This window comes from Shewanella sp. Iso12 (genome assembly GCF_012030025.1).
Taxonomy (GTDB): Bacteria; Pseudomonadota; Gammaproteobacteria; order Enterobacterales; family Shewanellaceae; genus Shewanella; species Shewanella algae.
In genome coordinates, this window is sequence record NZ_JAAUHW010000004.1 from 217,879 (window position 1) to 244,660 (window position 26,782).

Below are 26,782 nucleotides of genomic sequence, written 5' to 3' on the forward strand. Positions count from 1 at the left end.
CAGCCAATAAAAAACGCGCCCTGAAGCGCGTTTTTTGGATAAGAGTTCGTTAGAAGTTGGCGCTTCTTGGGGCGCGAGGGAAGGGGATCACATCGCGGATGTTGGAAACACCGGTAACGTAAGACACCAGACGCTCGAAGCCCAGACCGAAACCTGAGTGAGGCACAGTGCCATAACGGCGCAGATCTCTATACCACCAGTAATCTTCCTTGTTGAGGTTCATCTCGGCCAGGCGCATATCCAGCACATCCAGGCGCTCTTCACGCTGTGAACCACCGATAATTTCACCTATACCGGGGGCCAATACGTCCATCGCCGCCACTGTCTTGCCATCTTCGTTGAGACGCATGTAGAAGGCCTTGATATCTTTAGGATAGTTTTTCACTACCACAGGAGCCTTGAAGTGCTCTTCGGCCAGATAACGCTCATGCTCGGATTGCAGATCTATGCCCCACTCGACATCGTACTCAAACTGCTTACCGCAGTTTTTGAGGATCTCAACGGCATCTGTGTAATCCACCTGGGCAAAGTCACTGCTGACAAAGTTCTCCAGACGCTCAATCACGCCTTTATCGACGCGCTGGGCAAAGAACTGCAGGTCGTCCATCCGCTCTTCCAGCACCGCCTTGAAGGCGTACTTGAGCATGGCTTCGGCCAGACCGGCAATGTCGTTCAGATCGGCAAAGGCCACTTCCGGCTCAACCATCCAGAACTCAGCCAGATGACGGCTGGTGTTGGAGTTTTCGGCGCGGAAAGTAGGGCCAAAGGTGTAAATCTTCGATAGGGCACAGGCGTAGGTTTCGCCGTTGAGCTGGCCGGATACGGTCAGAAACGCCTCTTTGCCGAAGAAGTCTTCGTCATAGTTCACCTTGCCATCGGCAGTGCGTGGCAGGTTTTCCATGTCCAGCGTCGATACCCGGAACATTTCACCGGCGCCTTCACAGTCTGAGGCGGTGATCAGTGGGGTAGAGACCCAGATAAAGCCGTTTTCGTGATAGAAACGGTGAATCGCCTGTGACAGGCAGTTACGTACCCGGGCAACTGCGCCAATGATGTTGGTACGTGGACGCAGATGCGCCAGTTCCCTCAGGTGTTCAACCGAGTGACGCTTGGCGGCCATAGGGTAGGTATCAGGATCTTCCACCCAACCTGTGACTTCCACTTGGGTCACTTGCAGTTCAAAGTCCTGGCCTGAGCCTGGGCTTTCAACCACTTCACCTGTGACAATCACGGAGCAGCCGGCAGTGAGCTTCAGCACTTCGTCATTGTAATTGGGTAAGCTATTTGGCACCACGCCCTGGATAGGATCGAAACAGGAACCATCATAGACGGCAAGAAACGAGATGCCGGCCTTGGAATCACGACGGGTTCTAACCCAGCCACGTACAGTGACCTGTGAACCGACCGCATGCTCACCTTTAAATACAGATGCGACAGATGCAATGCTCATTATTGCTTAGTTCTCCAATGAAACGTTTTATGCTTCAACTCGGCCCCGAAAATAGTTCGAGAGCAGAAATCAGGCAAATCCCTGACTATATTGATGACACAGGAAAAAATTTGGAGGTTTATATTACCTTGCTGGTGGCTTTTCTCAAGCTGAAAAAGGTATTCTGGGGGTAATATCCCCCTTCAGACGGAAGGAGTTCGGATGAAGAAGGTGAAAATCTTTCAATATCTGTTGGCAAGCCTATCGATTATAGGCTGGTCACTGGCAATTTATGCCCTGCTGGTATTCGATAAGGCGAGGCCGGACAGGGCCGTAGGCTACTTCTTCAGCAAAGGGGCGCCGGTGCGTTTGTACTGGGACCCTCAGCAAACCATGCTCTTGGAATACATCATCTGGGCTTGCGCCGCCATCAGTTTCCTCAGTCTGGCTTTTAACTGGTATGTGGCCCATCACAGCCGTTTGGGTTACTGGTTCAATATTCCACTGTTGCTGCTCTCATCCACCGCCGCCGGCTTGTATCTGCGTTTCTTTATCTAAGCCTTCATGTTGTGTTGTCAGCGCAGTTGTCGACAGAGCATATCGATAATCGCCGCGGTGGCGCCCCAAATAAAGTGCCTGCGATAGGGAATAAAGGTGACTGGGTAGAAATGGCCGCGGCGCTCGAACATTGCCGTGTGACGATTTTCCTCTTCGAGTAAAAAAGCCAGCGGCACCCGAAACAGCTCCTGCACTTCGGCCGGGTCAATTTTGGCCTCAAAGGGTGACTTTACCCAGCCAAGTACAGGGGTGATCTCAAAGCCGGTAAAGGTGGGGTGATTGGGAAGTTGACCTATGATTTCGACATTGTCCGGTGCCAAACCTATCTCTTCTTCGGCCTCCCTGAGGGCTGTCATGATAAGGTTCTGATCTTCGGCTTCCGGTTTGCCGCCTGGAAAGCTCACCTGACCGGGATGAGCCTTAAGATGCTTCGGCCTCTGGGTCAGGATAAGCTCCGGTCCCTGCAAACCCGGCTCCAAAGCGATAAGTACCGCCGCGGCTCTGAGTTTGGCCGGGGTCAAAGGGCTAGAATGGTATCGACTCAGGGCTCTGAGTTGAAAACGGGTTAACAGCTCGTCTTTATCCATAGCGTCCTTGAAGTCGATTGAAGTAATCAATAACCAAAGCCATTATTGTCCTGTCTTCGCAAAGAACTCTCAACCAGCTTGAATGCAGGTATCAGGCTAAGGTGAGTCGGGCTCCGGGGCTAATAGCGGCAGTATTCGACTCACTTTATCATAGGTTTCCTGGTATTCGGCATCCACATCTGAGTCGGCTACTATGCCGCCGCCGGCCCAGCAATAGAGCTGCCCGGAATCGGCAACCAGGGTTCGAATGGTGATGCTGCTGTCCATTTTACCATCCTGGCTCAGATACCCGATGGCGCCGCAGTAGAGTGAGCGGCGACTGGGTTCCAGCTCTTCGATAATTTCCATGGCGCGGATCTTGGGCGCGCCTGTGATAGAGCCGCCGGGGAAGGCGGCCCTCAGCAAGTCTGTGGCCTGATAACCCGCTGCCAGTTCGGCGGTTACCGTGCTGACCAGATGGTGCACCGCCGGAAAGCTTTCTATGGCAAATAGATGCGGTACGGCCACACTACCTGGGCTGGCGACCTTGCCAATATCGTTGCGCAGCAGATCCACTATCATCAGGTTTTCGGCTCTGTCTTTTTCCGACCCCGCCAGCTGTTTGGCAAGTTCCCTGTCTTGCTGTTCATCGGCACTTCGGGGCAGGGTACCCTTGATGGGCTTGGTTTCAATATGGCGATTGGAATCCAGGGCAATAAAACGCTCGGGTGAGATGGACAGGATACAGTTATGCTCCAGGCGAATAAAGGCAGAAAAGGGCGCGCCATTGGCTTGTCTGAGCTTACGATAGGCTTGCCACTCATCACCTTGATAGTCGGCCTGGAATCTTTGGGTCAGATTGATCTGATAACAATCGCCGCTGTGAAGATATTGCTGCACTTTGGCAAACTTGTCGCCATATTGCTCGCGGCTGAGCTGCGAGCGCCACTCACCGCTGAGTCGGAACGCTTTCTGGTCAAGGTGCTTATTGGGGCTGTTTGTGACTTTGGACGTCAGCCACGACAGGGTTGCTGTCAGCGCCTTTTCGCCGCGGTAGTGCACCAATTGCCAGCATTCTAATTGCTTATCGCGAATAAGAGCCCAGTCATAAAGACCGACATTCATCTCCGGCAGAGCGATATCGGCTGCGGCCAGTTTTTGCAGTTTTTCCAGTCTGCGGCCAAGATCGTAGCTGAAGGCGCCCACCGCGCCGCCGCTGAAAGGCAGATTGACCTGCATGGCATTGGGAAAATACTGTTGCAGCAGTTGTTGCAGCAAGGCAAAAGGATCGTCACTTGAGCATCGTACGCCGCTCGCCTCAGAGATTTGGGTGGTTTCAGCCATGGTCACCAGTCTGGCTATTGGCTCGGCAACTATGATGTCGTATCTGGCGTCATTGTGCTGGGCATCGGCCGAATCCAGCAGCATGGCCCAAGGCTCACCGCTGAAGTGGGAAAACAGCTCTAAGGTTGAGAGTTGCCAGTCAAGAACGCGAATGGCGGGAGGGCAAATAGCCTGCTGGTACATCGAACGACCCTATCTGAAAATGTGATGTAGCCCAAAAAGGAACGAAAGAGTATCATAACGGCCACAAAAAACTAATAAAACCACCCCTGGCCCTTGGTGAAAACGCGTTGTATCACGGCTTTGCTGTCGTTTTGAGCATTTTTGTGTCGCAAAACCGACAAGCGGAGCCTGAAATTCAAGGCTTTGGCTTGAATCTCTGTTGAGCGTTGATCCTGAGCTGAAGGGGCGGATCCTTAGGCTAATGGAGCGCCAAACATGTCTGTAATCAAGCAAGCTGACTTTATCGACAGCATCAGTGATGCCCTGCAATATATCTCCTATTACCATCCCAAAGATTTTATCGACGCCATGGCCGCCGCCTATGAGCGTGAGCAGAGCCAGGCTGCCAAGGATGCAATTGCCCAGATTTTGATCAACTCGCGTATGTCTGCCGAAGGACACAGACCCCTGTGTCAGGATACCGGCATTGTGACCTGTTATGTCTATCTGGGGATGGGCGTGCAGTGGGACAAGACTGATATGACAGTGCAGCAAATGGTGGATGAAGGCGTGCGCCGCGCTTATACCAATCCTGATAACCCGCTGCGTGCCTCAATAGTGGCCGACCCGGCCGGCAGTCGCAAGAATACCCGCGATAACACACCTTCCGTGGTGCATATTCAGATGGTTCCCGGCGATCATATCGAAGTGGCCATTGCCGCCAAGGGTGGCGGCAGTGAAAACAAGGCCAAGATGGTGATGCTCAATCCATCTGACGATATCGCCGCCTGGGTTGAGAAGACACTGCCAACCATGGGCGCCGGCTGGTGTCCACCGGGTATGCTGGGAATAGGTATTGGCGGCACCGCCGAGAAAGCCGCTGTGCTTGCCAAGGAAGCCTTGATGGAGAGCGTGGATATTCACGAGTTGATGGAACGCGGCGCCGAAACCACGGAAGAGAAACTGCGTTTGGATATTTTCGAGCGCGCCAACAACTTAGGCATTGGTGCCCAGGGCCTGGGCGGTTTGACAACTGTGCTGGACGTTAAAATCAAGACAGCGCCAACCCACGCCGCCTCCAAGCCTGTGGTGATGATCCCCAACTGCGCCGCCACCCGTCATGTGCATTTCCATCTTGATGGCAGCGGCCCTGCCGAGCTGACTCCGCCAAGCCTTGATGACTGGCCGGAAATCACCTGGGAAGTGGGTGAGAGCGTGCGCAGAGTCAATCTCGATACCGTTACCCAGGAAGAGATTGAAAGCTGGAACAGCGGCGATACTCTGCTGCTCTCGGGTAAGATGCTCACCGGCCGTGACGCGGCTCACAAACGGATCCAGAGCCTGATTGAAAGCGGTGAAGGCTTGCCAGAAGGAGTTGATTTCACTGGTAAATTCATCTATTACGTAGGTCCAGTCGACCCGGTAGGTGATGAAGTGGTTGGCCCGGCCGGCCCGACAACCGCTACCCGTATGGATAAGTTTACCGATCTTATGCTGGATAAGACGGGTCTGATGGGCATGATAGGCAAGGCCGAACGTGGTCCGGCCACAGTTGAATCTATCCGCAAGCACAAGGCGGTATATCTGATGGCCGTCGGCGGCGCCGCTTATCTGGTGTCCAAGGCGATTAAGCAATCCCGTGTGGTGGCGTTTGAAGATCTCGGGATGGAAGCCATCTATGAGTTTGACGTCAAGGATATGCCTGTTACTGTAGCGGTTGACTCCAACGGGGTGAATGCGCACGAAACCGGCCCGGCAATCTGGAAGGTGAATATCCAGAACGCCAAGGCTTAAGCTGAACCTTGAGGGGCCTGTTGGCCCCTTTTGCATTGCAATCAACAACCAATAAGAAGATTTATAATGAAAACCAACCCACTATTGATGGCGCTGCTCGCCGCAGGTCTGGCTCTGCCGGCGCTGGCTGCCGATAAGGCACCTTTTACTGTCCAGGATCTGGTCAAGCTCAACAAACTCCATTCTGCCGCTGTATCCAATGACGGTACCAAGCTTATCTATGGCCTGAAGAAGGTCACCGATGAAGGCAGCGGCTCAGATCTTTATCTGTTGGATCTCAGTGACAAGAACGCGGCGCCCAAGCAGCTGACTTCTGCACCGGGTACCGAGCACGATGTGGCCTTCAGCAGCGACGACAAGCAAGTCTATTTTATCGCCGCCCGTGATGGCAGCAGCCAACTGTATCGCTTGCCGCTGGATGGTGGTGAAGCCCAGGCCGTATCTGATTTGCCTCTGGGTATCGACGGCTACAAATTATCGGCCGATGGCAAGCAGGTAGTGATGAGCATTCGTGTTTTTCCCGAGTGCGACACCCTGGAATGTTCAAAAGCCAAGTTTGATAAAGAAGCCGAGCGCAAGAGTACAGGTCGTGAATACGATCAGTTGATGGTGCGTCACTGGGACACCTGGTCTGACCATGCCCGTAATCACCTGTTTGTGGCGCAGCTTGAAAACGGCAAGCTAGGTAAGCCGGTGGATGTGACCAAGGGCCTGGATACCGAAACCCCACCCAAGCCATTTTCCGGCATGGAAGAGGTGACATTCAGCCCGGATGGTAAATATATTGTCTACAGTGCCAAGGCACCGAGTAAAGATCAGGCCTGGACCACCAACTACGATCTCTGGCAAGTGCCGGTCACAGGTGGTAAGGCCAAGAATCTCACCGAAGATAACCAGGCCTGGGATGCTCAGCCGGTGTTTTCCGCCGATGGCCGCTATCTGGCCTATCTGGCGATGAAAAAGCCCGGATTCGAGGCCGACAGATACCGCATCATGCTCAAAGACACAGTCACGGGTCAGAGCAAGGAAGTGGCGCCCATGTGGGACAGAAGCCCGGCCTCGCTGAGCTTTGGTAAAGATAACAACACCCTGTATGTGACCGCTCAGGATCTGGGGCAGGTGTCTGTATTTGCCATCAACACCCAGTTTGGTGATGTGCGCGCCATTTACAACGATGGCAGCAACAGCCTGGTGGGTCTGGCGGGCGATCGTTTGATCATCAATCATAAGTCTTTGGTGGAACCGGGCGATCTCTACTCCATCAACATGGAAGGGCAAAACCTGACCCGTTTGACTGAAGTCAACAAGGCCAAGCTGGACAAGGTCAAGTTCGGTGAGTTCGAGCAGTTCAGCTTCAAGGGCTGGAACAACGAAGAGGTTTATGGTTACTGGCTCAAGCCGGCCAACTTCAAGAAAGGCAAGCAGTATCCGGTGGCCTTCCTGGTACACGGCGGCCCACAAGGTTCATTCGGCAACAGTTTCAGCTTCCGCTGGAATCCTCAGCTGTGGGCCGGTGCCGGATATGCCGTGGTGATGGTGGATTTCCACGGCTCTACCGGCTATGGTCAGGCCTTTACCGATTCCATCAGCCTGGACTGGGGCGGTAAGCCTTTGGAAGATTTGCAAAAAGGTCTGGCTGCGGTTGCCAAACAGCAGAAGTGGATCGATGCCGATAACGCCTGTGCCCTTGGTGGCTCCTACGGCGGTTACATGATGAACTGGATCCAAGGCAACTGGAACGACGGTTTCAAATGCCTGGTTAACCACGCCGGCTTGTTTGATATGCGCTCCATGTACCATGTAACCGAGGAACTCTGGTTCCCTGAGCATGAGTTTGGCGGCAGCTATGAGCAGGCCAAGGATCTTTATGAGAAGTTCAATCCGGCCAACTATGTGGAAAACTGGAAGACTCCAATGCTGGTGATCCACGGCGAGAAAGACTTCCGGGTACCTTACGGTCAGGGTTTGGCCGCGTTCAGCTATATGCAGCGCAACAATATCCCTTCGGAGTTGCTGATCTATCCGGACGAGAACCACTGGATCCTCAACCCCAATAACCTTGAGCAATGGTACGCCAAGGTACTGGGCTGGATGGACCGCTGGACCAAATAAAAGGCGGCAGGAGCGTTTAGTCCACAAAACCGGCCTGATGGCCGGTTTTTTCATGGCTTGAATAAAGGTGTTTTGCAGCCGAAGAGTCCCACTCGTAAATGGGCTGGCTGAAGGCGTTTTTTGTGGTCGCTGTCTTGCTAATTCTACCTTTGGCGCATTGTATTGCGGTGACATCTGGGTTAGATTGAAACAAGTGTTTAAATCTAACGTTTAAAGAGTCTGCTGATGAATCCCTACCAAGCTCCGTTAACCGATATGCGCTTTTTGCTTGAGCACGTCTTTGATGCCGAACAAACCTGGTCTTCATTGCCTGCGATGGCCGATGCGGTCGATCTCGATACTGCCGCTGCCATCCTCGAAGAAGGCGCCAAACTGTGTCGCGACCTTATCCATCCTATAAACCGCAATGGTGATGAACAAGGAGTAAGTTTCGAGGCTGCCAAGGTGATCACACCCGATGGCTATAAAGAGGCCTATGCCGAGTTTGCCGCCGGTGGTTGGGTAGGGCTGTGCGGCGATCCTGAGCTGGGGGGAATGGGGATGCCGAAAATGCTCGGTGTCATGGTCGATGAAATGGGTTACAGCGCCTGTAACGCCTTTACACTTTACAGCGCACTGACCGCAGGTGCTGCACTGTGTATTCATGCCCACGGCAGTGAGGAGCTCAAGGCCAAATATTTGCCAAAACTCTACTCAGGCGAATGGGCCGGCGCCATGGATATGACAGAGCCTCAGGCAGGTTCGGACCTGCGTAATATCCGCACTCGCGCCGAACCGACCGACAGCGGCAGTTTCCTTATCAGTGGTTCAAAAATTTTCATCACAGGTGGCGATCAGGACTTGACTGAGAACCTGGTGCATCTGGTGCTGGCCAAAATCAGCGGCAGCAAAGGCATCTCGCTGTTCCTGGTACCTAAGTTCAAGGTGGCCGATGACGGCAGTTTGGGCGAAGCCAACGGTGTAACCGTCGGTGCCATAGAGCACAAGATGGGCCTCAAGGGCTCGGCGACTTGTGTGATGAATTTTGATGATGCCGAGGGTTATCTTATCGGCGAGCCCAATCGTGGCCTGGTGTGCATGTTCACCATGATGAATTATGAACGTCTGTCCATAGGTATTCAGGGGCTTGGCAGTGCTCAGGGCGCATATCAAATGGCGGCCGACTATGCCAAAGAGCGCCTCCAGGGCGTTGCTGCCGGCGGCTCACCAACCGGCAGCGATTCCGATCCTATATTGGTACACGGCGACGTGCGGCGCATGCTGCTGAATATTCGCGCCATGACAGAAGCGGGTAGGGCCTTAGCCATGCTCACAGGTAAACAGCTGGATCTGGCCAAGTTTGCCGAAGATGAAGCGGTTAAAGCCAAAGCCAGTCGTTACGTGGGCCTCCTGACTCCTGTCGCCAAGGCGTTCCTGACCGATCGCGGTCTGGACGCCACCATATTGGCGCAGCAGGTATTCGGTGGTCACGGCTATATTCGTGAGACAGGCATAGAACAGTTGGTACGTGACACCCGTATCGCCCAGATTTATGAGGGCACCAATGGTATTCAGGCCATCGACTTTTTGGGACGTAAGCTCACAGGTGACCGCCTGGCGACCCTGAATGAGTTTATCGCCGATATCAAGGCCGATATGGCGACTTTTGGACAAGTATCAAATGAGCAGAAACAGCGTATTGAAAGCCTGTTTGACCAGTTTGCCAGTGCGATTGCCGCCATTAACGAGCAAAAAGGCGATAAGCCTGCGCTCATTAACGCCTTGGCGGTTGAAGCCTTGGATGCCTTTGGTTACATACTCTACGGTTACCTGTGGCTGTTGATGGCAGATAAGGCACTTGCTGCAACCGATACGCTCGAGCCGGGCTTTGCCGAGGTCAAGAGCCAACTGAAGGAGTTCTACTTTGCCAAGTTGTTGGCCAAAGCCGATTTCCACTTGAGTCAGCTGGTCAGTGGTGATGACAGTGTGATGGCCCTTGCGCCCGAGCTGTTCTGAGAACGCAGAAGTATTCAAGCTGAATCGAAAGAGCCGCGATAAGCGGCTCTTTTCTTATGGCTTTATTGTTGTTTTATGGAGGTAAGAGCTTTGAAGGCGTTTCACTAACGGGCGCTGACATTAAGCTCTGTCTGTGCTTTTTCCTGCGGTGTTGGTTTGGGCTTGTCTTGCTCTTTTGCCGCCAGTTGGCCTTCTGTGCGGCTGTTTGCACGGTAATCTGTCAGCCCCTGCAGCAAAAGTGTGGCAAAGGGCGCGGCTTCAAGCTCCTTACTCTGGGGGCTCAAACCATTTTCCAGTATCACAAACAGGTATCTGGGCACTTGCTTGTCACTGTCATCGGTAACATAACCGGCCAGATTCACCACACCCTGCATACTGCCTGTCTTGGCCCAGACTCTGCCCTTGAGCGGTTTGTTGGCGTAGCGCTTGCGGTACTTCAAGGTGCCGCTGTGGCCGGAAACCGGTAGCTTGTGCATCAACCACTGGTAATCCGGGGTATCGGCAATCAATCGCAGCAACTGCGCCAGTTGTCTGGCATTGAGCAGGTTGTAGCGTGACAGCCCAGAGCCGTCTATCAGTTGGGCTCTTTCCAACACTACGCCTTTTTCGGCCAGCACTTCCCTGATGGCCTTGGCACCGGCACTGAAACTGGCGCCATCACCATAATAGTGTTTACCCAGCTGTTTAAGCAGGCTGTCGGCAATCAGGTTGTCAGATTCCAGCAGCATGGTTTCCAAAAGCTCGGGCAGCGCATCCGAGGCATGACTGGCCACCACCCTTGAGCTGGCCGGTAGCTGATTGGAGGTCAGTATCTTGCCTTTGATACTGAGTTTGCCCTTGATAATGCCGGCGACGCTGTCGATGGCATATTGGCCGGGGTCGTTGACCGCCAGCGCCAACGGCAATACCTGGGATCCCGGGAAACAGCCACTGAAATGAAAGTGGTTGCCGGGTAATCGGTCGAGTTGCAGTTCGCAAAAGTCCTGCTTGTGGCCCTTGTCGAAGATGGCGTTGGTGGTCAGTTTGACTGGCAGATAAACCGGCGCGGAAATTTTGGCTTTGTCCGAGGCGAGTGTGGGCTCGAGTTTGCCATGGACACAGTTTTGGTTGATCACATAGCTGGAGACGGGCGCCGCGTAGCAGATCCCCAAATCATCCCATACCCAACCGGGCGCTCGCAGCTGCTCATGGGTTTCTCCTATCAAGATAAGATTGCCCTGCACCTGGCTAATACCGGCTTCGGTGACACGCTTGAACAGCTCAGTCAGATCCCGGCGCGTTAAGGTAGGATCGCCACTGAACAGCAAATAGAGATCGCCTTTAAGCACGCCGCTTTTTGGTGAGCCGGTACTGAGAATACTGGTGTGATAGCGAAACTCTTCTCCCAGCAGCTCGGTGGCTGTTACCGCGGTCAGCAGTTTTTGGGTACTGGCCGGGATCATCAGGGTTTCACTGTTGTGGCTCAGCAGTTGCTCGCCGCTTTGCAAATCTTCTATCCAGACGGCAGTTTGCGATGAGGCCGGGGTAATCAGATTTAAAAGATCATCGAGAGAGGTATTATCGGCCTTCAAAGGGGAAGACAGCGCCATGGCGCTCAATAATAACAGTGGACGTGCCAAGCCCTGCAAGGACAGCTGTGGCATGGAAAAGCCTCCGGTTCCGTGAATGCTTTTGAGAGTATAACCTGCAGGGCCTTAGCTGTCGTCCTTGTCCATCAGCGAATAAAGTTTCAATGTGACTATCAACACCAGACCGATAAACAGTGGCAGTACCAAAGGGCCGAGATAGGTTTTGAAGTGAAACAGGGCCCAGGCCGCGAGCAGGGTGCCAATAAGAGTGAACCAGAATTGTTTGTTCATTGTCGTCCAGTTTGAGTTCAGTAAGTGAGAGGCTCAAGGGCATATTAGTGTATAAGGCTAATGCGCTGATAACAGGGCTGCCATCACAAAAGCGTGATCTGGGTCGGCTTAAGAGTGCAAGCCGCATTATAGAGAGCGCTTTTTGGGTTAAATAGCGCCGAAATCGTGAACCAATAGCGACTGTTGGCGAGAAAAGGCTTGCCCGGGCCGGGACAAGTGGGTAATTTCTATTGCCTTATTCGCCCCGCAGCGGATCTTTGTCGATCTCGCCATACAGGGGAAGGACATTCTTGCCGGGAAACACAGGGAGCGAGTGGATTGCCGGAACATACAGTGACAGGAGGATACCTTGCTGGATAAGCTGGGTGGAATTGCCATAGCGCCGGATGCATTGCACTGGTTGCTGACCCCAAGTAACTTCAAACAGACCTTGATTGAGCGGATCCGTTGCGCCAAAGAGGCTATCTATATTGCGGCACTCTATCTGGAAGACGATGAGGCCGGACGCGAAATACTTGCCGAACTGCTGGCGGCCAAGGCAGCCAGACCCGAACTCGAAATCAAGGTGTTGGTGGATTTTCACCGTGCCCGTCGCGGCCTTATCGGCCACAAGGGTGATGGCGGCAACAACTTGATGTACCGTCAGGTGATGGCGCAAGCACAGCAGCGTTTCAACATTTATGGTGTGCCGGTGAAATCCCGCGAGTTTATGGGAGTACTGCACCTCAAGGGCTTTATTGTCGATGATGCCGTGATATACAGCGGCGCCAGCCTCAATAACATCTACCTGCAGCAGAAAGATAGATACCGTTTCGATCGCTACCATGTGCTGGAGTCGGCCGAGCTGGCTGCCAGCATGCGAGAGATGATTGACAGTGCCATTTTGAGCGACAAAGCGGTCAGTTGCCTGAGCTGTCCGGAAGAAGAGGAAGTACTGCCGGAAAAAATTGATGTCAGAAGCTTTAAACAGCGACTGTCGGCGGCAAGCTATCAATTCAAGGGCGTTGAAGAGGGATTGCGGGTCACGCCGCTTTTGGGCCTCGGACGCAAGCGCAATCCGCTCAACAAGGCGGTACTCGCCATGGTGGAGGAGTCCAAGGAATCGCTTTTTATTTGCACTCCCTATTTTAACCCGCCCTATGCTTTGGTGCGGGCGCTGGTTAAACACCTGCGCAACGGAAAGCGTCTGGATATTCTGGTGGGTGACAAGACGGCCAATGACTTTTATATCCCACCGGAGCAGGATTTTTCCACCATAGGTGCCTTGCCGTATCTCTATGAGCAGTCGCTGCGCAAGTTTGTCAAACGCCAGCAGTGGGCGGTGGATCAGGGGCGACTCAATATCCATCTGTGGAAGCATGACAACAACAGTTATCACCTTAAAGGGGTGAGCATGGATGGTCGCAAACACCTGCTCACCGGCAGCAATCTCAATCCGCGGGCCTGGGCCCTGGATCTGGAAAATGGTTTGCTGCTGCATGATGACAAACAAGTGCTGGCCGAGTCTTTTGTCAAAGAGCAACAACATCTGCTGCTGCACAGCCAGCGTTTGTATCATTACAGCCAGATAGATACCTTGCAGAGTTACCCCAAGCCGGTAAAGAAAATCATGAACCGCATTCGCAGGCTCAAGGCCGACTTTCTGCTGCGGCGTATTCTCTGATAGCGCTTTCCCCAAGCGCTTGGCCGAATGAGAGCATGATTGCAGAACTTCATTCAGTTATGGTTTAACCTTGGCTTATTCAGTCAAGGTTAAATCCAGCCAAGGTTAAACACAGCCAGAATGAGTGATATCGTCCGCTTATCCCGCATCAATTTCCGTCATCTTCTGGTGCTTAGGCAACTGCTGGAAGAGCAAAGCGTCACCCAGGCGGCCACGCGTCTGTGTTTGAGCCCTTCGGCGGTCAGCAAAATACTCTCCCAGCTCAGGGATTGCCTCGACGATGAGCTCTTCTACCGCCAGGGTAACCAGCTGTTGCCGACTGCCAAGGCCAAACGACTCGGGCCGGTTATCAGCGCCATGCTCAGAGAGATGGACAACCTGTTTACCGAAGAGGGCTTTCGCCCGGAAGGATTTCAAGGGCGGATGAATTTGGCGCTGAGGGAAAGCAGCTTCGAACTGCTTGCGAGCGCTATCGCCAGCGTGCAGCAGCAGGCGCCGGGAATGACACTGGCGGTGCATGCCAAAGAGAGCACGGGGTTTCAATCCCTGTGTGAAGGACGGGTGGACTTGCTGGTTCTGCCTCACGATTTGGGACAGCCGCCAACAGGCCGCAATGAACTGATTTGGGAGCGCTTGGCAGAGGACGAGATGTGTTGCCTGATGCGAGCCGAGCACCCGCTGGCAGCAAAAGAGCTGACGCTGGATGCCTATCTGAGCTTCGCCCATGTGGGCATTTTGGATGCCGATCTGCAGCAACCCTTTTTCGAGCAGTCATTGGCACAATTGAGCCGCAGGCGGAATCTGGCGATGGAAGTCGCCGACTTCGGCGCTGCCGCCAGTATCTGTCGTCACTCGGACTTGCTGTTTACCTGCTCGGCGCTGTGGGCTTCAATGGCGGCGCAGGCAAGCGGCATGGTGGTTAAGCCATTGCCCTTTGCCTATGGCAAGGTGGGCTATAGCATGGTGCATCATCAAAGTGGCAGCCGGGATCCGGCGCTGCAATGGCTAAAAGCGACCCTGCTCAGTGGCTTTAAGCAGTCCATCAGCCAAGGTTAACCGGTGGCAGACTGATATTGGCTATGCCGGCACGGCTGAGCGCCTTGGCCAGATCATTAATCTGCTGTTGGCTTGCCTTGGGCCAGCGCAAGGCCTCGCCTTTGACACCATGATGATTGTAACCGTTTAGGCGTAGCCGCATCGGCTCACCCTTCAGCGCTTGCCGGCGTTGCAAGTCCAGCAAAAACGACGCCAGGGCGTCAAAGTGCTGCCAATAATCACTCTTTCCGGGTACTTCCAGTAGCCTGACTTCCGCCAGTTTCCCTGCTTCGGCCAGCAGTTGCAGGCTCTGCTTGACCTTGATGTTGCCACGGCCTGTCAGTCGTCGGTGAGCCGGCTCATCCCAGGCTTTCAGGTCAACCATGGCGCCATCAAGCCAAGGGAGCAGACGTTGCCAACCACTTGCTCCCAGGCTGCCATTGGTATCCAAAAGGCAAGTCAGGTGTTTGAGCTCTGTGCTTTGTTTAATGGCCTTGAACAGGGTACTGACGAACTTCAGCTGCAAGCTGGCTTCTCCGCCACTCAAGGTGATACCGCGGATAAAGGCTTGCTGCCTTTTAATCAGCGCCAACGCTTTTCCGACTGACAGGCGTTGGGTCTTAGGCTGGCTGCTCGAAGGGCAAACATCGAGACAGGTGTCGCAGCCGATGCAGCTTGTACTATCCCAGGCAAGCCTGAGAGACGCCTTGCTATTGGGAGCTGCTTGAGTGTCAGCCGCAGTTGATTTAAGGCTCAAGGCGCCTGCCGGGCAGTGCGCAATACACTCTCGGCAGGCGTCACACAGAGTGATGGTTTCCGGATTATGGCAACCCGGGCAGCGAAAATTGCAACCCTGAAGGAAAAACACCATGCGATTGCCCGGGCCATCTACGGTCGAGAAGGGCAGCACCCTGGCGACTTCGGCACTGGCAACCTCGGAGCCCATAGCCAATGCTGAAGCATCGGTATCGCCGCTACTTAACTCACGGCTATGCGACTCACACCCATTCAGCTTATAGCGATTAAGCTCAGAATGATTGAACGGGCTATCAAACACTCCGGGAGCTTCACTCTTCATAGCTTACGCCCTTATACCGGGGACTTGCCGGCGGCATGGAACTCGGCGCTCACTACCCTCGGTGCCCTTTGGGTCACGGCCGTGGTTTCACTGGCCTCTGTGCCCAGGAAGGTGGTGTTGGTACGTGAGCCTTGTTGCCGGTAACTGGCGATCTGCGACTTTTTCACCATATAACCCGTGATGCGCACCAGATCGGTATCGGCGGTATTGGCGGTAAATTCACGAAAGCCGGCATCCAGCGCGCCGATACACAGCTCAAGCAGGGCTTCAGGATTGGCCTTGATGGTTTCATCCAGAGTCAGGATCTCGCTGATCCCGGAAGAATAGAAAGCGTGTTGCGGCGCCAGCGCCAACACATGAGTGACAGGATCCGGCTCGTGGCCATAGGCGATTCTGGCGCCCGGAGTGGTGCCTTTGTCGATGGAAAGCCCCCCCTGGGCATGAAGTAAGGCGCGGCCATTAAAGCCGAAACTGACTTGGGTCGTGGTCACTCTATCACTGAGCGCGCGGCTAATGGCTAAACCGAGCGCATTGGCCTGCTCACTGTGACCATATTCGCCCCTCATACCTGCCAACTGCTGCAGATGATTGACGGCTTCGGCCATGGCATAGACGCCGAACATGGGTGCAAAGCGGGATTCGTCAATGAGGCCTTCTTTTACCAGGAAAGAGTCGAAGAAATGGGACCTATGGTGTAAAAACTCACAGCGCAGCTCAATCAGTTCATACATCAGGTTGCAGTAATGGGGCAGGGTGCGCTCGAGCATTTCCTCCAGGGTACCGGCTTCTTCGGCGACGGCTTTTAGGTTAAGTCTGACCAGCGTATTAGCGCCGCCTCGGGTGGGGAGCGCGTTATAACAGCTGACAATGCCGAACGTTTGATTTGGCGCCTCACCGGGAGCACAGGCAAAGGTTTGGGCATGTATCGGCCAGTTGCCGATGTGAGGTTTACTGCAGGCAATGATATTGTCTGTTGCCAGTCGCAGCAGCGCTTTGGGAGTGCGCTTGGGGTCATACATAAAGGTTAGATTGGGAGCCACCTGCTTGAGCTCGGCATCAATGCGCAAAATAGTGCGGCAGACACGGTTGTCCTCTGGGCCTATGTTGGCATGCATAAAGGCGTCCGGCAGGGTGCGATCCAACTGGATCCAGAAGCGTTTCAGTTTCTGATACAAGGCGTCATCACTGATATCCTGGCAGTAAGGCAACAATAAACTATCGAGATAGCCAAGAAACACCGGGATATTGGTGACTGATGGTACATGGTGATACAGCACCATCAGCTTCATCAGGGCATCATCCAGATCTTCGGCCGGTGTCAACTCCAGGTACTCGGAGCCTTGCTCGAGAAAACGTTGGTAATCGGGCAAAACATATCTGGGTTTGAACGGGGCATGACCCTCAAACATATCGCAGATAATGCCTTTATCCATGGCTTGGGTCAGTGCTTCACTGCGAGGCAGATAGGGAATATTGGCATCGGCGGCACCGGCCAGCGCCAGGGTCTTTTGCTTGGGGTCAAGCAGGGGATCGGTAATAAGACTGAGAAATTGATTGTCCATAATGAGACTCCGCTAAAGGCAAGGCGCTAACCGGCGCAATGGCCGAATTGGCTTTCAAACACAATAATTGAAACGGCTTTTAACCTGAGTCTAAGTAGGGGCTTTATTTTCCGGAAGTGAAATGTGCTTGATGGTGCTTGTCGAAAATGGAAATCCGCTGCTTTGCATCAAGTATTGCAAAGGCAATGAAGAAGCAAGGAGATATGGAGTGAAAGCACTGTTGAGAGACGGATAAAAACGGGCTATGGTCGCTTGAGAAAGACCTCGGCCTTGGCAAGACAGAGTAACTGGCATAAAAAACGCCTGCACTCGGCAGGCGTTTGGCTTTGAACTCGGATTACTTGGCTGTCATCAAGGCAACGGCGTTGTCCAGCATACGGTTGCTGAAACCCCACTCGTTGTCGTACCAGGCCATGACTTTCACCAGACGTCCCTTGACGCGAGTCTGGGTGGCGTCGAAGTTGGACGAGAAGGCGTTGTGGTTGAAGTCGATGGAAACCAGAGGCTCCTTATTAACCGCCAGCACTTCGTTCATGGGTGAAGTCTTGGCCGCCGCTTCTATGATGGCGTTAACTTCTTCCACTGTGGTGTCGCGGGAAGCGATAAAGGACAGGTCAACCAGAGACACGTTGACAGTCGGAACCCGAACCGCCAGGCCGTCGAATTTGCCCTGAAGCTCAGGTACAACCAAACCAACAGCCGCCGCTGCACCTGTTTTGGTTGGGATCATCGACAGAGCCGCCGCACGGGCACGACGCATATCGCTGTGATACACATCAGACAGACGCTGGTCATTGGTGTAGGCGTGAATGGTGGTCATCAGGCCGGATTCAATGCCGATAGCATCGTTCAATGGCTTGGCCACAGGCGCCAGACAGTTAGTGGTACAGGAAGCATTGGAGATAACAGTCATCTCTTTGGTGATTTCCTGGTTGTTAACCCCGTATACCACAGTGGCATCAACATTCTTGCCGGGAGCTGAGATGATAACCTTCTTGGCGCCGGCATCCAGGTGTGGTTGTACCGCTTCTTTGGAAGTGAAGATACCGGTACATTCGAAGACTACGTCTACCTGCAGCTCAGCCCATGGCAGCTTGGCAGGATCGCGCTCCTGGAAGGTTGGGATCTTGTCGCCGTTGACATAAATAGCTTCGTCGTCGTGTTCTACTTTGGCGTTGAAGCGGCCGTGAACAGAGTCATACTTGGTCAGGTGAGCGTTGATGGAAGCGTCTCCGAGATCGTTGATGGCAACGATTTGAATTGGATAGTCTTTCTCGCTCTCGTATAGAGCACGCAGAACATTGCGTCCGATACGGCCATAACCGTTAATTGCTACGCGGATAGTCATCTCATATCCCTCTGGTGAATGTAAAAACAGTAATTGGTAGTAAAATTACAAAAATGACGCGGGTCGTCAAGTTAAATCACGCTGTAACTGGCTATTCCGTTAACAAATTAGGTGTTTTTATTACAGCGATCGCGAAACAATGCTTTTATTGTGCGACCGGCAGGCGTAAATTACAAACTGGCAAGTAATTTGCCGCCCGGAGAATACATCATCAGTTTTGTTTGGCCCCTTCGGTGCTTTTCTCGAGCTTGCTGTCGCTATCAATGGGTTTGCTATCAGCGGCTTGCTTTGTTACCGGCTCAGTCTCAGCTTGTTTCCCATCATCTTTCCCCTCATTGCCTTGCAGGCGTTTTGGCCAATCACTCTCAAGGTAATCACCGCCTTTCAGAGCGTCCGCCAGACTACTTGCCTGTTGATCCAAATGAGTACTCAACTGACTATTGTTGCCTATCATGGCTTTCAGTTGAACCTCATCGACCGGGTTGTCGGTCAAAAGCAGATTGGTTCTCGAGAGCAGATAGGCCTGCTCCATATCCTGCAACTGCCTGGAAGCACTTGCCAGCCCCAACAACCAATCGGGGTCGAAGTTCTCTTTGGTGCTCTTTGCCAACACCTTAAGATAGAGTTGTTTCGCTTTGATGGCATCAAACTTGAGATAATAGCCCGCGAGTCCGGCAAGGATCTCGGGCGAATCTATCTGTTGCTGTTTCTCTGCCTCCAGTAATACCTTGAGTGCTGCATCGTCACCCAAATGTGCCCAGTGATAGAAGGCAATATAGATGTCATTGCTGCCCTTGGTAGAGGCTTGCAGCTCAGACAAGCTTTGCGCGCTCAAACCATAGGCTCTGGCTCTGTCATTGGTGCGTTCAGGATTGAGAATATGCTGTACTCCGGCGGCAAGCCCCACACAGCGATTGTAGTTTTCCAGATTAACGAGCAAGCGATAGACTTGTTCGCCTGAGGGCTCCGGCGTGGTTTTGACCTGATAGCGCTGAATGATCAGGCTAGCCTTTTCCCGTCTGCACCAGCTGTCCTTATGCAAATCGTCACAAAGTTCAGGATTATTCTTACAAATAGTGGCGGGGTTACCGCCATTATCACAGCCACTAACCCCGGCTAAAAGGACAAATGATGTAATTATTACTAGATTACGCGCCAAAATACGCTCCAATTGACTAAATCTGTAATTTAATTAGAGATTTAGCGAAAATCTCCTACTAGCCTGACGCAGCAGTTTTCATTACAATAGCGCCGACCAAAAGGGGCAGGTTTAGCTGTCATAAATATGATTATTGGTCTTTTCTTTTTGTTACTCAAACCTTTCCCGACAATAAAGTGGAAAAGTGAGATAAAGGATCTGTAAATGAGCGCTGATAAACACCTACAAAGTTGGCAAGAACGCTTCGAACTGGCGGAGGCTATGCAGCCCCTGTTGGGCAAGTTGTATCGCAATCAGGGCGTAGAAGTGGTGGTTTATGGTAAACCCCTGCTGATCGCCTCCACCATCGATATTATCAAGGCCCATCGTCTGGTTCGTCGCCATGTGGGCGATAAGCTGCGCCTGCGTGAGAGCTTCCCCTTCGTAGAAGCCCTGAGCAAACTGGATGTCAAACAGTGCAAAGTGGATATAGGTAAACTGGCGGTTAAGTACTGGCGTAACCACACCGACGGCAGCGAAATCGAAGCTTATATGAGCCGCGAGCTGGCCAGTGCCATTGAAAGCAAAGATGAAGTTGAGCCACGTAACGTTGTTCTCTACGGTTTTGGCCGCATCGGTCGTCTGCTGGCCCGTTTGTTGATTGAAAAAACCGGCCGCAGCAACAAGCTGCGCCTGCGCGCTATCGTTCTGCGCGGTGGCCGTAAGGGCGATCTGGAAAAGCGTGCCAGCCTGCTGCGCCGTGATTCAGTACACGGACCTTTCAACGGCTCTGTCGAGGTGGATGAAGAGAACAACGCCATCATCGCCAACGGTACTTATATTCAGGTGATTTACGCCAACTCACCCGATGAAGTGGATTACACCAAGTACGGTATTACCGATGCCCTGGTGGTCGACAACACAGGCATCTGGAAAGATGAAGACGGTTTGGGTCTGCACCTCAAGAGCCCAGGTGCGTCCAAGGTTCTGCTGACTGCCCCTGCCAAGGGCAGCATCAAGAACATAGTCTATGGTGTTAACGACAGCGATATTCTGCCGGAAGATGTTATTGTTTCTGCCGCCAGCTGTACCACCAACGCCATTACGCCTGTACTGAAGGCCGTTAATGACAAGTACGGTATCGAAAATGGTCACGTGGAAACTATCCACTCTTATACCAATGACCAGAACCTGATCGACAACTACCACAAAGCAGACCGTCGCGGTCGCAGTGCACCGCTGAACATGGTGATCACTGAAACCGGCGCCGCCAAAGCGGTTGCCAAGGCGTTGCCGGTACTTTCCGGTAAGCTGACAGGTAATGCGATTCGGGTGCCAACTCCGAACGTGTCCATGGCCATCATCAGCCTGAACCTGAACGCCGAAACCAGCAAAGAAGATATGAACGCTTATCTGCGTGATATCGCGCTGCACTCTGAGCTGCAGAACCAGGTGGACTTTACCGAGTCTACTGAAATTGTGTCCTGTGACCTGGTGGGCTCACGCTACGCCGGTGTGGTTGATTCTCAAGCCACTATCGCCGACGGCAAGCGCGCCATCCTCTATGTGTGGTACGACAACGAATTCGGTTACAGCTGTCAGGTGGTTGGCGTAATGCAGAAGATGCTGGGGCTTAACTACCTGTCTCTGCCTCTGTCTGAAGAGTAATTTCGACTCTTGCTATCAAGGCCCGGTCTGAGTACCGGGCCTTGTTGTATTCAAGCATTGTGTAGCTAAGGAAGGTGCGAACAAGTCCCATGCGTGCTCTGCGTCGGCTTACGGGCCTGGATGCAAGGCGTGGTTCGCAGCAAATGGCCTTAGTCCTTTGTAAGATTCCCTAAGCCTCAATACGCTCATTTTACTGGAATCCTTATCAAATATTTTGATAAGGGCCTTGATAAGGGTGTTTTACAACGGCTTTTGTGATGGTATTCGGTGGGAGAGGGCGCTGACAAGCTACTGAATCGGATTGTATTTTAATCATGATAATGAAAATTTGACCCGCTTTGAGCAAATTGCCAGCATCCGAGTGATTTTGGCATAAAAATGCCAATTTGCCGATTGACTCCCGGCCTCAAATCGGTAGAATGCCAATCCGCAGTCAGGGGATAACACTCTGGCTTCCGCTTCAATAGCGGAACAGGTATGCGACACTAGCTCAGTTGATAAAACAGAAGGTTGGTACCTTTGTTGATTGTCAACTCGGAAGATGAAGCAAACAAGTGATGCGACATTAGCTCAGTTGGTAGAGCGGTACCTTGCCAAGGTACAGGTCATCGGTTCGAACCCGATATGTCGCTCCAATCCCAGCCTTATGGCTCGGGGCGCGATGGCAGAATGGCTATGCTGCGGATTGCAAATCCGTCGATCTCGGTTCGACTCCGGGTCGCGCCTCCACTATTTCAGTGACAATGGGTAATATCTCCTTGTTACACAGTTTGCCCGAGTGGTGGAATCGGTAGACACAAGGGATTTAAAATCCCTCGCTGGTAACAGCGTGACGGTTCAAGTCCGTCCTCGGGTACCAATTCAATCAACAGGTTACGAAAAGTTTCCTGTTTGAAATAATCATCTTCAGAACAATTTCAGAAGATGATTTCAGAATAAAAGCGCTACTTCTTGGCGCTATCTACTGCATAAACTTGCTTAATCTTACGGTCATAGATGGCCGTTTGATTGGCATTTTTGTGCCCTGATATCGCTTGCTTTTCCTGCAGCGTCCCGTCTATATCAGATATGCCTTTTGCCTTCAGATCATGAAATGTAAAGTCTAAAGGTAACCCGGTTAATTCCCTTGTCTTGCGCCGGTCTTCTGACCATCGAGAATTAAATCCGTCTCGAGTCCACTTGCCGCCATCGGGTTTGCATACCACAAACGTCGAGGCAACACCCGGCGCCGAAAGCGTCTTAGACAACTCTATCGCTGCACGAAGGCGAGGGGACCATAACTTGATTTGTTCCGCGCCAGTTTTGCCCTGGGCGATGAATATCCCTTCTTCAAGTATCTGTGATGTACGCATGGCAAGAACATCCCCTTGTCTGGCGCAGCACAGATAAGCCAACTCCATAGCCACTTTCACCGGAGCTGATGCATTCTTGTATAGCTCATTATACTCCATGTCGGTTATATACCGCTTCCGAGCTTCTTCTTTGAACTTTCTCACTCCCTTGCAGGGGTTACCCTTGCACAGGCCTCGCTCATAGCCAAAGCGATAGCAGCGACTGAAGAACGCGTGCTCTCTGTTTGCTTGGATCCGGCTTTTGATGCCTCGTTTGTCCATGTAGATCCTGATGTGCTGGGGCTCCACCTTGTCAACGTGCATACTGCCGAAAACTGCCAAGATATTTTTGGAGTATTTGCGATAGTCCTTCTGTGTTTCCTTGCTCAGTTCAATGAAGTCGGCACTTGCAAAAAATCTCGATACCAGGCCAGAAACAGTGGCCGCATTCTCGGCTTCGCTGCTTACGGCCTCATATTGGCGCCATACTTCTGACATAGGAGAATCAAGCGAACAGAGGCGGACTGTGCCGCCGCCTTTCGGTTTCCATTCAAAGGCACTGCGCCCGCGGTATACCCTAAGCGGTAGCGAACTGTCAGCTTTGTTTTTGCGTTTGCCTACCATGGCACACCTCACTTTCTATCTAACGCACTAAAGTCCGGGCCGTCGTTAATTGGCTGGCGCATCATGTGCGCGTTGTTGTACTGATACCAAGTAAGTTTAGGACGCCCATTGGCATCCACCAGGTGGGGAATGCCGTTCCGGCACAGGATAGCAATTTGCTTAGCTGGTTGTTTGGCGCCTGTCACTTCTGCAATGTCGTCCTGAGTCATCAGCGCGCGCATTGAGTCGATTTCTTGTAGTACCGTTGCTGTCTGCATTCTGATTACCTCAAAAAGAAACCCGCCGTGGCGGGTTGTTGATTATCAAAACTTCTTGCCGTCAGCAGCAGCTCTGCTTTCCCGGCTGTGATCTAGTCGATGCTTGTTGTACTCGAGCTTTTCTTCAATCGCGTTATCGAGGTCGTAACCCATGTGTTCCGAAAAGCGGTATATGTATGAGACGAGTGTTCTCAGCCGTTCTCCATCAATAAGTTTACCGATGAGATAACCTTCAATAATCTTGCCGAGGAACATAGTGCAAACTGCATGGTGTGCTGCTGGATCCATTGATTCATCGAATGGCAGGCCGTGGTAGCTGACAAACATCGGAATGTCGAAGCGGCCAGCCAAATCAAGGCAGCGAACAACGCCGTCTGCCTGCTCTACTTCCGCCATCAGCCTGTGTTGCAGATGGGTATCCATGAGGTTTTTACGCTCCCCTTCGGTGCCTTCACAGATTTCGGTAGATACGAGCTGCAGGGTAGTCAGGATGCAGCGCTGTGGGTTGTCCCACCACCCAACGGCCTTGTTTTGCTCATAGATGCGCTTTGCAAGTGCGTTCAGGTCTTTCATGTTTTCACCCGTTTATTAATTGAATAACCCGCCGGAGCGGGTCAGTTGAATTGTCATAACACATCGCTAATAGGATGAGCCTATTAACTCTCTGTTAGTTGCCTAAATACTGTATTGGGGGATCGATCTCCTTGAAGTGCTTAACCTTCCCGCATTGGCAGCATGTCCACGGTATAAGGCGTCCTTCCCCGTAAACCAATGCGTAATCATTATGGTGCGGCGTCTGGCCTAGGAGCCGGCCTTCTTTCCAGTTAATGTGCATGCAAAAAGCGCGTTTAATAAACTTTTTCATCTATCCTCCGACAACTAACAACGCAATCAAGCGGACTAGCCGCTTATTTCACGGTCAGTTGATTTGAATTGTTACCCCGACCAGCTGCAGCAGCCAAAGAAACAGGCTGCCCACTGAGTACAGAACGCAGCAGGCAACAAACACCCACAGAACTCCAGCGATATAAGCAAGCTTTTCCATTATTCACCGCCTTATTTTAAAAGTTGCCATTTGTGCCCGTTTTGGCAGATGGCGCGTTTTGAGCCTGAACGGGTCTGAGTCAGCTCGCCGCCACACTTGCCGCAAGTAACCTCAGAAACCCGCCGCAGCATGGCTTGGTTGATTTTCTCACTGTTAACCGGCTTTCTTTTGGGGAGCATCCCCAGCTCTTTCAATATTCTGGTGTACTCTGTCGAAATCCATTTTCCATCGGGCTCAAGGTGAAGGCCGTCCCCCATCATGTCACCGAGCTTTATCAGTTGCCGGTGCAGGAAGTCATTATTTGCGCCTGCCATTAGTTGCCACCTTGATTTTCTGCCTGTTTTTCCAGAACAGTTAAGCATTTCGGACTGCATGCACCTTTACCCATCCACAGGATGTTTGATGGTCTGCCGCAGGCACACTCTGGGAATGGCTCATATTGGTAGGCATCAAACCATGCTTGTGAATCCTTCCCCCACAGAGCGTTTTCATCCGGTATATTGCCAGGGCCAAAGAGTCCATTCTGGATCCAGTTCATAGCCGCTTCAGCGCCTTTACCGTGGCGCCACTCAATCCATGCCGCTTGGTTAGCAACAATCTGATCGTGAATTATCTGGTTTGAAAGCCTGACGGCGGCCTTAAGCGATTCTATTTCTCGCCTAGCTTCTGCGAGTTGTTGGCTCATGTTTTTTGATTTGTTGTCGGTCATTGCGGTTCCCCTGTTTATGCTACCTTGGGCATATACGTCCATGAAAAAACCTGGTACACAACGCCTTCCATGTTCTGCATGCCTTCATCGTTTCCGGTTTCGCAGTCCTGCCACCTGAAGTCACCTTGGATGAGTCCAGTCGTGAAGTAGGCGTCGCGGACACCGTAACTGCTGTGTACTGTGTAGCGCCCTGACTCTTGGGGCGGGCTTGATAATGGCTGCCAGGACAATTCCTGTGCCTTATTCCAGATCGAGAGAAAATCAGCAAAACAAATCTCTGGATCATCTTCAAATGACCAAGTGGTCAGGTCTTCACCATTCACTTTAAATTCAATGAGCCCATCATCTGGGGTGGCTATCCATTCCAGCTTATTGTTAAAGGCGTCAGTATGTTCGCCACGATTGTTTTCATCTTCAATGCGGGAGCGGCAGTCTTCGCAAACCAGAACCCTGAAGTTTTCAGGGTGGCTAACCATATCGTCAAGTTCAACAATATCGCCGCACTCTGGGCAAGGTGTTGGCATATCCATGGTGTACTCCTTAGCTTTTCGCCTCGTTGCTTCGGTTAATATCGAACATCAGCTTGTTGACAAAACTCCTGAGGTCATCGGTATTGATCTTTGGCTGGCCGCTTAGCGCCTCCAGTTTTGTTGGCGCCTCTCGAATAGCCGTTACCGCGTAGTCGTGCTGTGCCTTCAATAGCTTCAGCTCGCTTTCGAGTTGTGATATTCGACGGGAAGCTTGCTCAAAAAGCGCCTGCATCAAATGGAGCTCGCCTGCACCCTTGTTTAATGCCTGAATGATAGTTTTGCTGTCTGGTTCCATGACTTGGCTCCAAAATGGTTGAGAAATTTGGCGTCGAGTGTCGCAATGCACTCGTTGAGGTTTTGCTGAAAGTGGGGAAGTGGCACGCACCGCATACGGCCGTTGTCATTGTCGAATCCAACCGGAACGCCAATTGAACGCCAGTATTCACATGCTGTTTCTACCGCCTGGCGCGCCCGGCAAGACTCGATGTAGAAACTGAAGTGGTCAATCTTGAGCTCCCCCTGGCGCCCAAGCTCGCGCAGCCTGTGCAGCAATTGCTGTTTGCTTATCTTTGTTGTTACACAGTGGCGCGCAGTGGTTGATGTTGTCATAGCTGACACAATCCAGCTGTTGTCCTGCTGGTTGATCAGCCCGTATCTGTCACCGACATAACGATGCAGTACGCCTTGTGCCGTCCTTCGTAATTGGTTGGCAAATATGCACTGCAACAGTTCTTCATCTGTGATTTTCATGCAAACACTCCTGTGGCAAATCCAATGTAAATCAACAGGCCACCGACAACGGACACAAGCGCCCCGGTGACGCACCAGGTAAACCGGGCATCTTCTTCGTAGCTATCCATAGTTGTTACTGAAACAGCGGCAAGACGTAGCTGGCACCAAGAATGAGGAGGCCAAGAACAATTGATGCAATAATGCATGACAAGGCCCACAGTCCGCGGTCGGTTTCACGTTTGT

General features: G+C 52.4%; 25 protein-coding genes and 3 tRNA genes. 10 read left to right on the forward strand and 18 right to left on the reverse strand.

Annotated elements, in window-relative coordinates; genetic code table 11:
• Positions 1–49: 49 nt before the first annotated feature.
• Positions 50–1,450, reverse strand: coding sequence for an asparagine--tRNA ligase (gene asnS / locus HCX89_RS09770; protein WP_025010304.1), 1,401 nt, complete (start codon positions 1,448–1,450; stop codon positions 50–52).
• A gap of 201 nt (positions 1,451–1,651) precedes the next feature.
• Here asnS and HCX89_RS09775 point away from each other — a divergent pair, with 201 nt between their 5' ends.
• On the forward strand, positions 1,652–1,987 hold the full coding sequence (locus tag HCX89_RS09775) for a hypothetical protein (protein WP_025010305.1): 336 nt from the start codon (positions 1,652–1,654) through the stop codon (positions 1,985–1,987).
• Positions 1,988–2,004: 17 nt separating this feature from the next.
• Here the strand turns inward: HCX89_RS09775 and HCX89_RS09780 are convergent, their stop codons facing one another.
• Both HCX89_RS09780 and pabB read right to left on the reverse strand, forming a co-directional pair.
• Positions 2,005–2,574 (reverse strand): CoA pyrophosphatase, encoded by a 570-nt coding sequence (locus tag HCX89_RS09780; protein ID WP_025010306.1) that lies wholly within the window; start codon positions 2,572–2,574, stop codon positions 2,005–2,007.
• 96 nt (positions 2,575–2,670) lie between these two features.
• Positions 2,671–4,080 (reverse strand): aminodeoxychorismate synthase component 1, encoded by a 1,410-nt coding sequence (gene pabB / locus HCX89_RS09785; protein ID WP_167715854.1) that lies wholly within the window; start codon positions 4,078–4,080, stop codon positions 2,671–2,673.
• A 255-nt stretch (positions 4,081–4,335) separates the two neighbouring features.
• Here pabB and HCX89_RS09790 point away from each other — a divergent pair, with 255 nt between their 5' ends.
• From HCX89_RS09790 to HCX89_RS09800, 3 genes are all read left to right on the forward strand, one after another.
• Positions 4,336–5,853, forward strand: a complete 1,518-nt coding sequence (locus HCX89_RS09790) for a fumarate hydratase (protein ID WP_025887332.1) — start codon at positions 4,336–4,338, stop codon at positions 5,851–5,853.
• Between the two features lie 66 nt (positions 5,854–5,919).
• Positions 5,920–7,965, forward strand: coding sequence for a S9 family peptidase (locus HCX89_RS09795; protein ID WP_107004849.1), 2,046 nt, complete (start codon positions 5,920–5,922; stop codon positions 7,963–7,965).
• Positions 7,966–8,190: 225 nt separating this feature from the next.
• Positions 8,191–9,960, forward strand: coding sequence for an acyl-CoA dehydrogenase family protein (locus HCX89_RS09800; protein ID WP_071238192.1), 1,770 nt, complete (start codon positions 8,191–8,193; stop codon positions 9,958–9,960).
• Between the two features lie 104 nt (positions 9,961–10,064).
• Here HCX89_RS09800 and dacB read toward each other — a convergent pair whose 3' ends face one another.
• Together dacB and HCX89_RS09810 are read right to left on the reverse strand one after the other, a co-directional pair.
• On the reverse strand, positions 10,065–11,603 hold the full coding sequence (dacB, locus tag HCX89_RS09805) for a D-alanyl-D-alanine carboxypeptidase/D-alanyl-D-alanine-endopeptidase (protein WP_167715857.1): 1,539 nt from the start codon (positions 11,601–11,603) through the stop codon (positions 10,065–10,067).
• A gap of 51 nt (positions 11,604–11,654) precedes the next feature.
• Positions 11,655–11,819 (reverse strand): hypothetical protein, encoded by a 165-nt coding sequence (locus HCX89_RS09810; protein ID WP_093982798.1) that lies wholly within the window; start codon positions 11,817–11,819, stop codon positions 11,655–11,657.
• A 349-nt stretch (positions 11,820–12,168) separates the two neighbouring features.
• Here HCX89_RS09810 and pssA point away from each other — a divergent pair, with 349 nt between their 5' ends.
• Both pssA and HCX89_RS09820 read left to right on the forward strand, forming a co-directional pair.
• Positions 12,169–13,482: a CDP-diacylglycerol--serine O-phosphatidyltransferase gene (pssA, locus tag HCX89_RS09815; protein ID WP_144224234.1), complete on the forward strand. Its 1,314-nt coding sequence runs from the start codon at positions 12,169–12,171 to the stop codon at positions 13,480–13,482.
• Between the two features lie 120 nt (positions 13,483–13,602).
• The gene (locus HCX89_RS09820; RefSeq protein WP_025010311.1) at positions 13,603–14,538 is read left to right on the forward strand and encodes a LysR family transcriptional regulator; all 936 of its coding nucleotides are present in this window, start codon (positions 13,603–13,605) and stop codon (positions 14,536–14,538) included.
• Here HCX89_RS09820 and HCX89_RS09825 read toward each other — a convergent pair.
• The 4 genes from HCX89_RS09825 to HCX89_RS09840 form a co-directional block, all read right to left on the reverse strand.
• Positions 14,525–15,595 (reverse strand): YjjW family glycine radical enzyme activase, encoded by a 1,071-nt coding sequence (locus HCX89_RS09825; protein WP_306822564.1) that lies wholly within the window; start codon positions 15,593–15,595, stop codon positions 14,525–14,527. The genes HCX89_RS09820 and HCX89_RS09825 overlap by 14 nt on opposite strands.
• An 11-nt stretch (positions 15,596–15,606) precedes the next feature.
• Positions 15,607–17,157 carry a YjjI family glycine radical enzyme gene (locus HCX89_RS09830; RefSeq protein WP_144220099.1) on the reverse strand — a complete coding sequence of 517 codons (1,551 nt, stop codon included), beginning with the start codon at positions 17,155–17,157 and terminating at the stop codon, positions 15,607–15,609.
• A gap of 337 nt (positions 17,158–17,494) precedes the next feature.
• A complete protein-coding gene (gene gap, locus HCX89_RS09835; RefSeq protein ID WP_044734523.1) occupies positions 17,495–18,505 on the reverse strand; it encodes a type I glyceraldehyde-3-phosphate dehydrogenase in 1,011 nt (336 codons plus the stop codon).
• 211 nt (positions 18,506–18,716) lie between these two features.
• Positions 18,717–19,676 (reverse strand): DUF2989 domain-containing protein, encoded by a 960-nt coding sequence (locus HCX89_RS09840; protein WP_306295296.1) that lies wholly within the window; start codon positions 19,674–19,676, stop codon positions 18,717–18,719.
• Between the two features lie 192 nt (positions 19,677–19,868).
• Between HCX89_RS09840 and HCX89_RS09845 the strand changes: the two genes are divergently transcribed.
• From HCX89_RS09845 to HCX89_RS09860, 4 genes are all read left to right on the forward strand, one after another.
• The gene (locus HCX89_RS09845) at positions 19,869–21,311 is read left to right on the forward strand and encodes a glyceraldehyde-3-phosphate dehydrogenase (protein WP_028779943.1); all 1,443 of its coding nucleotides are present in this window, start codon (positions 19,869–19,871) and stop codon (positions 21,309–21,311) included.
• Positions 21,312–21,870: 559 nt separating this feature from the next.
• A tRNA-Gly gene (locus tag HCX89_RS09850) sits at positions 21,871–21,946 on the forward strand.
• A gap of 20 nt (positions 21,947–21,966) precedes the next feature.
• Positions 21,967–22,040, forward strand: a tRNA-Cys gene (locus HCX89_RS09855).
• 43 nt (positions 22,041–22,083) lie between these two features.
• A tRNA-Leu gene (locus HCX89_RS09860) sits at positions 22,084–22,170 on the forward strand.
• A gap of 85 nt (positions 22,171–22,255) precedes the next feature.
• On the opposite strand, the gene HCX89_RS09865 is transcribed toward HCX89_RS09860, so the two are convergent.
• From HCX89_RS09865 to HCX89_RS09900, 9 genes are all read right to left on the reverse strand, one after another.
• Positions 22,256–23,266 carry a tyrosine-type recombinase/integrase gene (locus HCX89_RS09865; RefSeq protein ID WP_045282856.1) on the reverse strand — a complete coding sequence of 337 codons (1,011 nt, stop codon included), beginning with the start codon at positions 23,264–23,266 and terminating at the stop codon, positions 22,256–22,258.
• Positions 23,267–23,274: 8 nt separating this feature from the next.
• Positions 23,275–23,523: a DUF4224 domain-containing protein gene (locus HCX89_RS09870; protein ID WP_167715861.1), complete on the reverse strand. Its 249-nt coding sequence runs from the start codon at positions 23,521–23,523 to the stop codon at positions 23,275–23,277.
• A gap of 45 nt (positions 23,524–23,568) precedes the next feature.
• Positions 23,569–24,096, reverse strand: a complete 528-nt coding sequence (locus HCX89_RS09875) for a hypothetical protein (protein ID WP_167715864.1) — start codon at positions 24,094–24,096, stop codon at positions 23,569–23,571.
• 346 nt (positions 24,097–24,442) lie between these two features.
• Positions 24,443–24,568 carry a hypothetical protein gene (locus HCX89_RS22985; RefSeq protein WP_302476690.1) on the reverse strand — a complete coding sequence of 42 codons (126 nt, stop codon included), beginning with the start codon at positions 24,566–24,568 and terminating at the stop codon, positions 24,443–24,445.
• An 11-nt stretch (positions 24,569–24,579) separates the two neighbouring features.
• Complete coding sequence (locus HCX89_RS09880) at positions 24,580–24,882, reverse strand: hypothetical protein (protein ID WP_167715867.1); 303 nt, start codon at positions 24,880–24,882, stop codon at positions 24,580–24,582.
• Complete coding sequence (locus HCX89_RS09885) at positions 24,882–25,277, reverse strand: hypothetical protein (RefSeq protein WP_167715870.1); 396 nt, start codon at positions 25,275–25,277, stop codon at positions 24,882–24,884. The genes HCX89_RS09880 and HCX89_RS09885 overlap by 1 nt, the downstream gene beginning before the upstream one ends.
• Before the next feature lie 14 nt (positions 25,278–25,291).
• On the reverse strand, positions 25,292–25,807 hold the full coding sequence (locus HCX89_RS09890) for a hypothetical protein (protein ID WP_167715872.1): 516 nt from the start codon (positions 25,805–25,807) through the stop codon (positions 25,292–25,294).
• A 10-nt stretch (positions 25,808–25,817) separates the two neighbouring features.
• Complete coding sequence (locus HCX89_RS09895) at positions 25,818–26,102, reverse strand: hypothetical protein (RefSeq protein WP_129978534.1); 285 nt, start codon at positions 26,100–26,102, stop codon at positions 25,818–25,820.
• Positions 26,066–26,557, reverse strand: a complete 492-nt coding sequence (locus HCX89_RS09900; RefSeq protein ID WP_167715875.1) for a hypothetical protein — start codon at positions 26,555–26,557, stop codon at positions 26,066–26,068. Before HCX89_RS09900 ends, HCX89_RS09895 begins: the two co-directional genes overlap by 37 nt.
• Between the last annotated feature and the right edge of the window lie 225 nt (positions 26,558–26,782).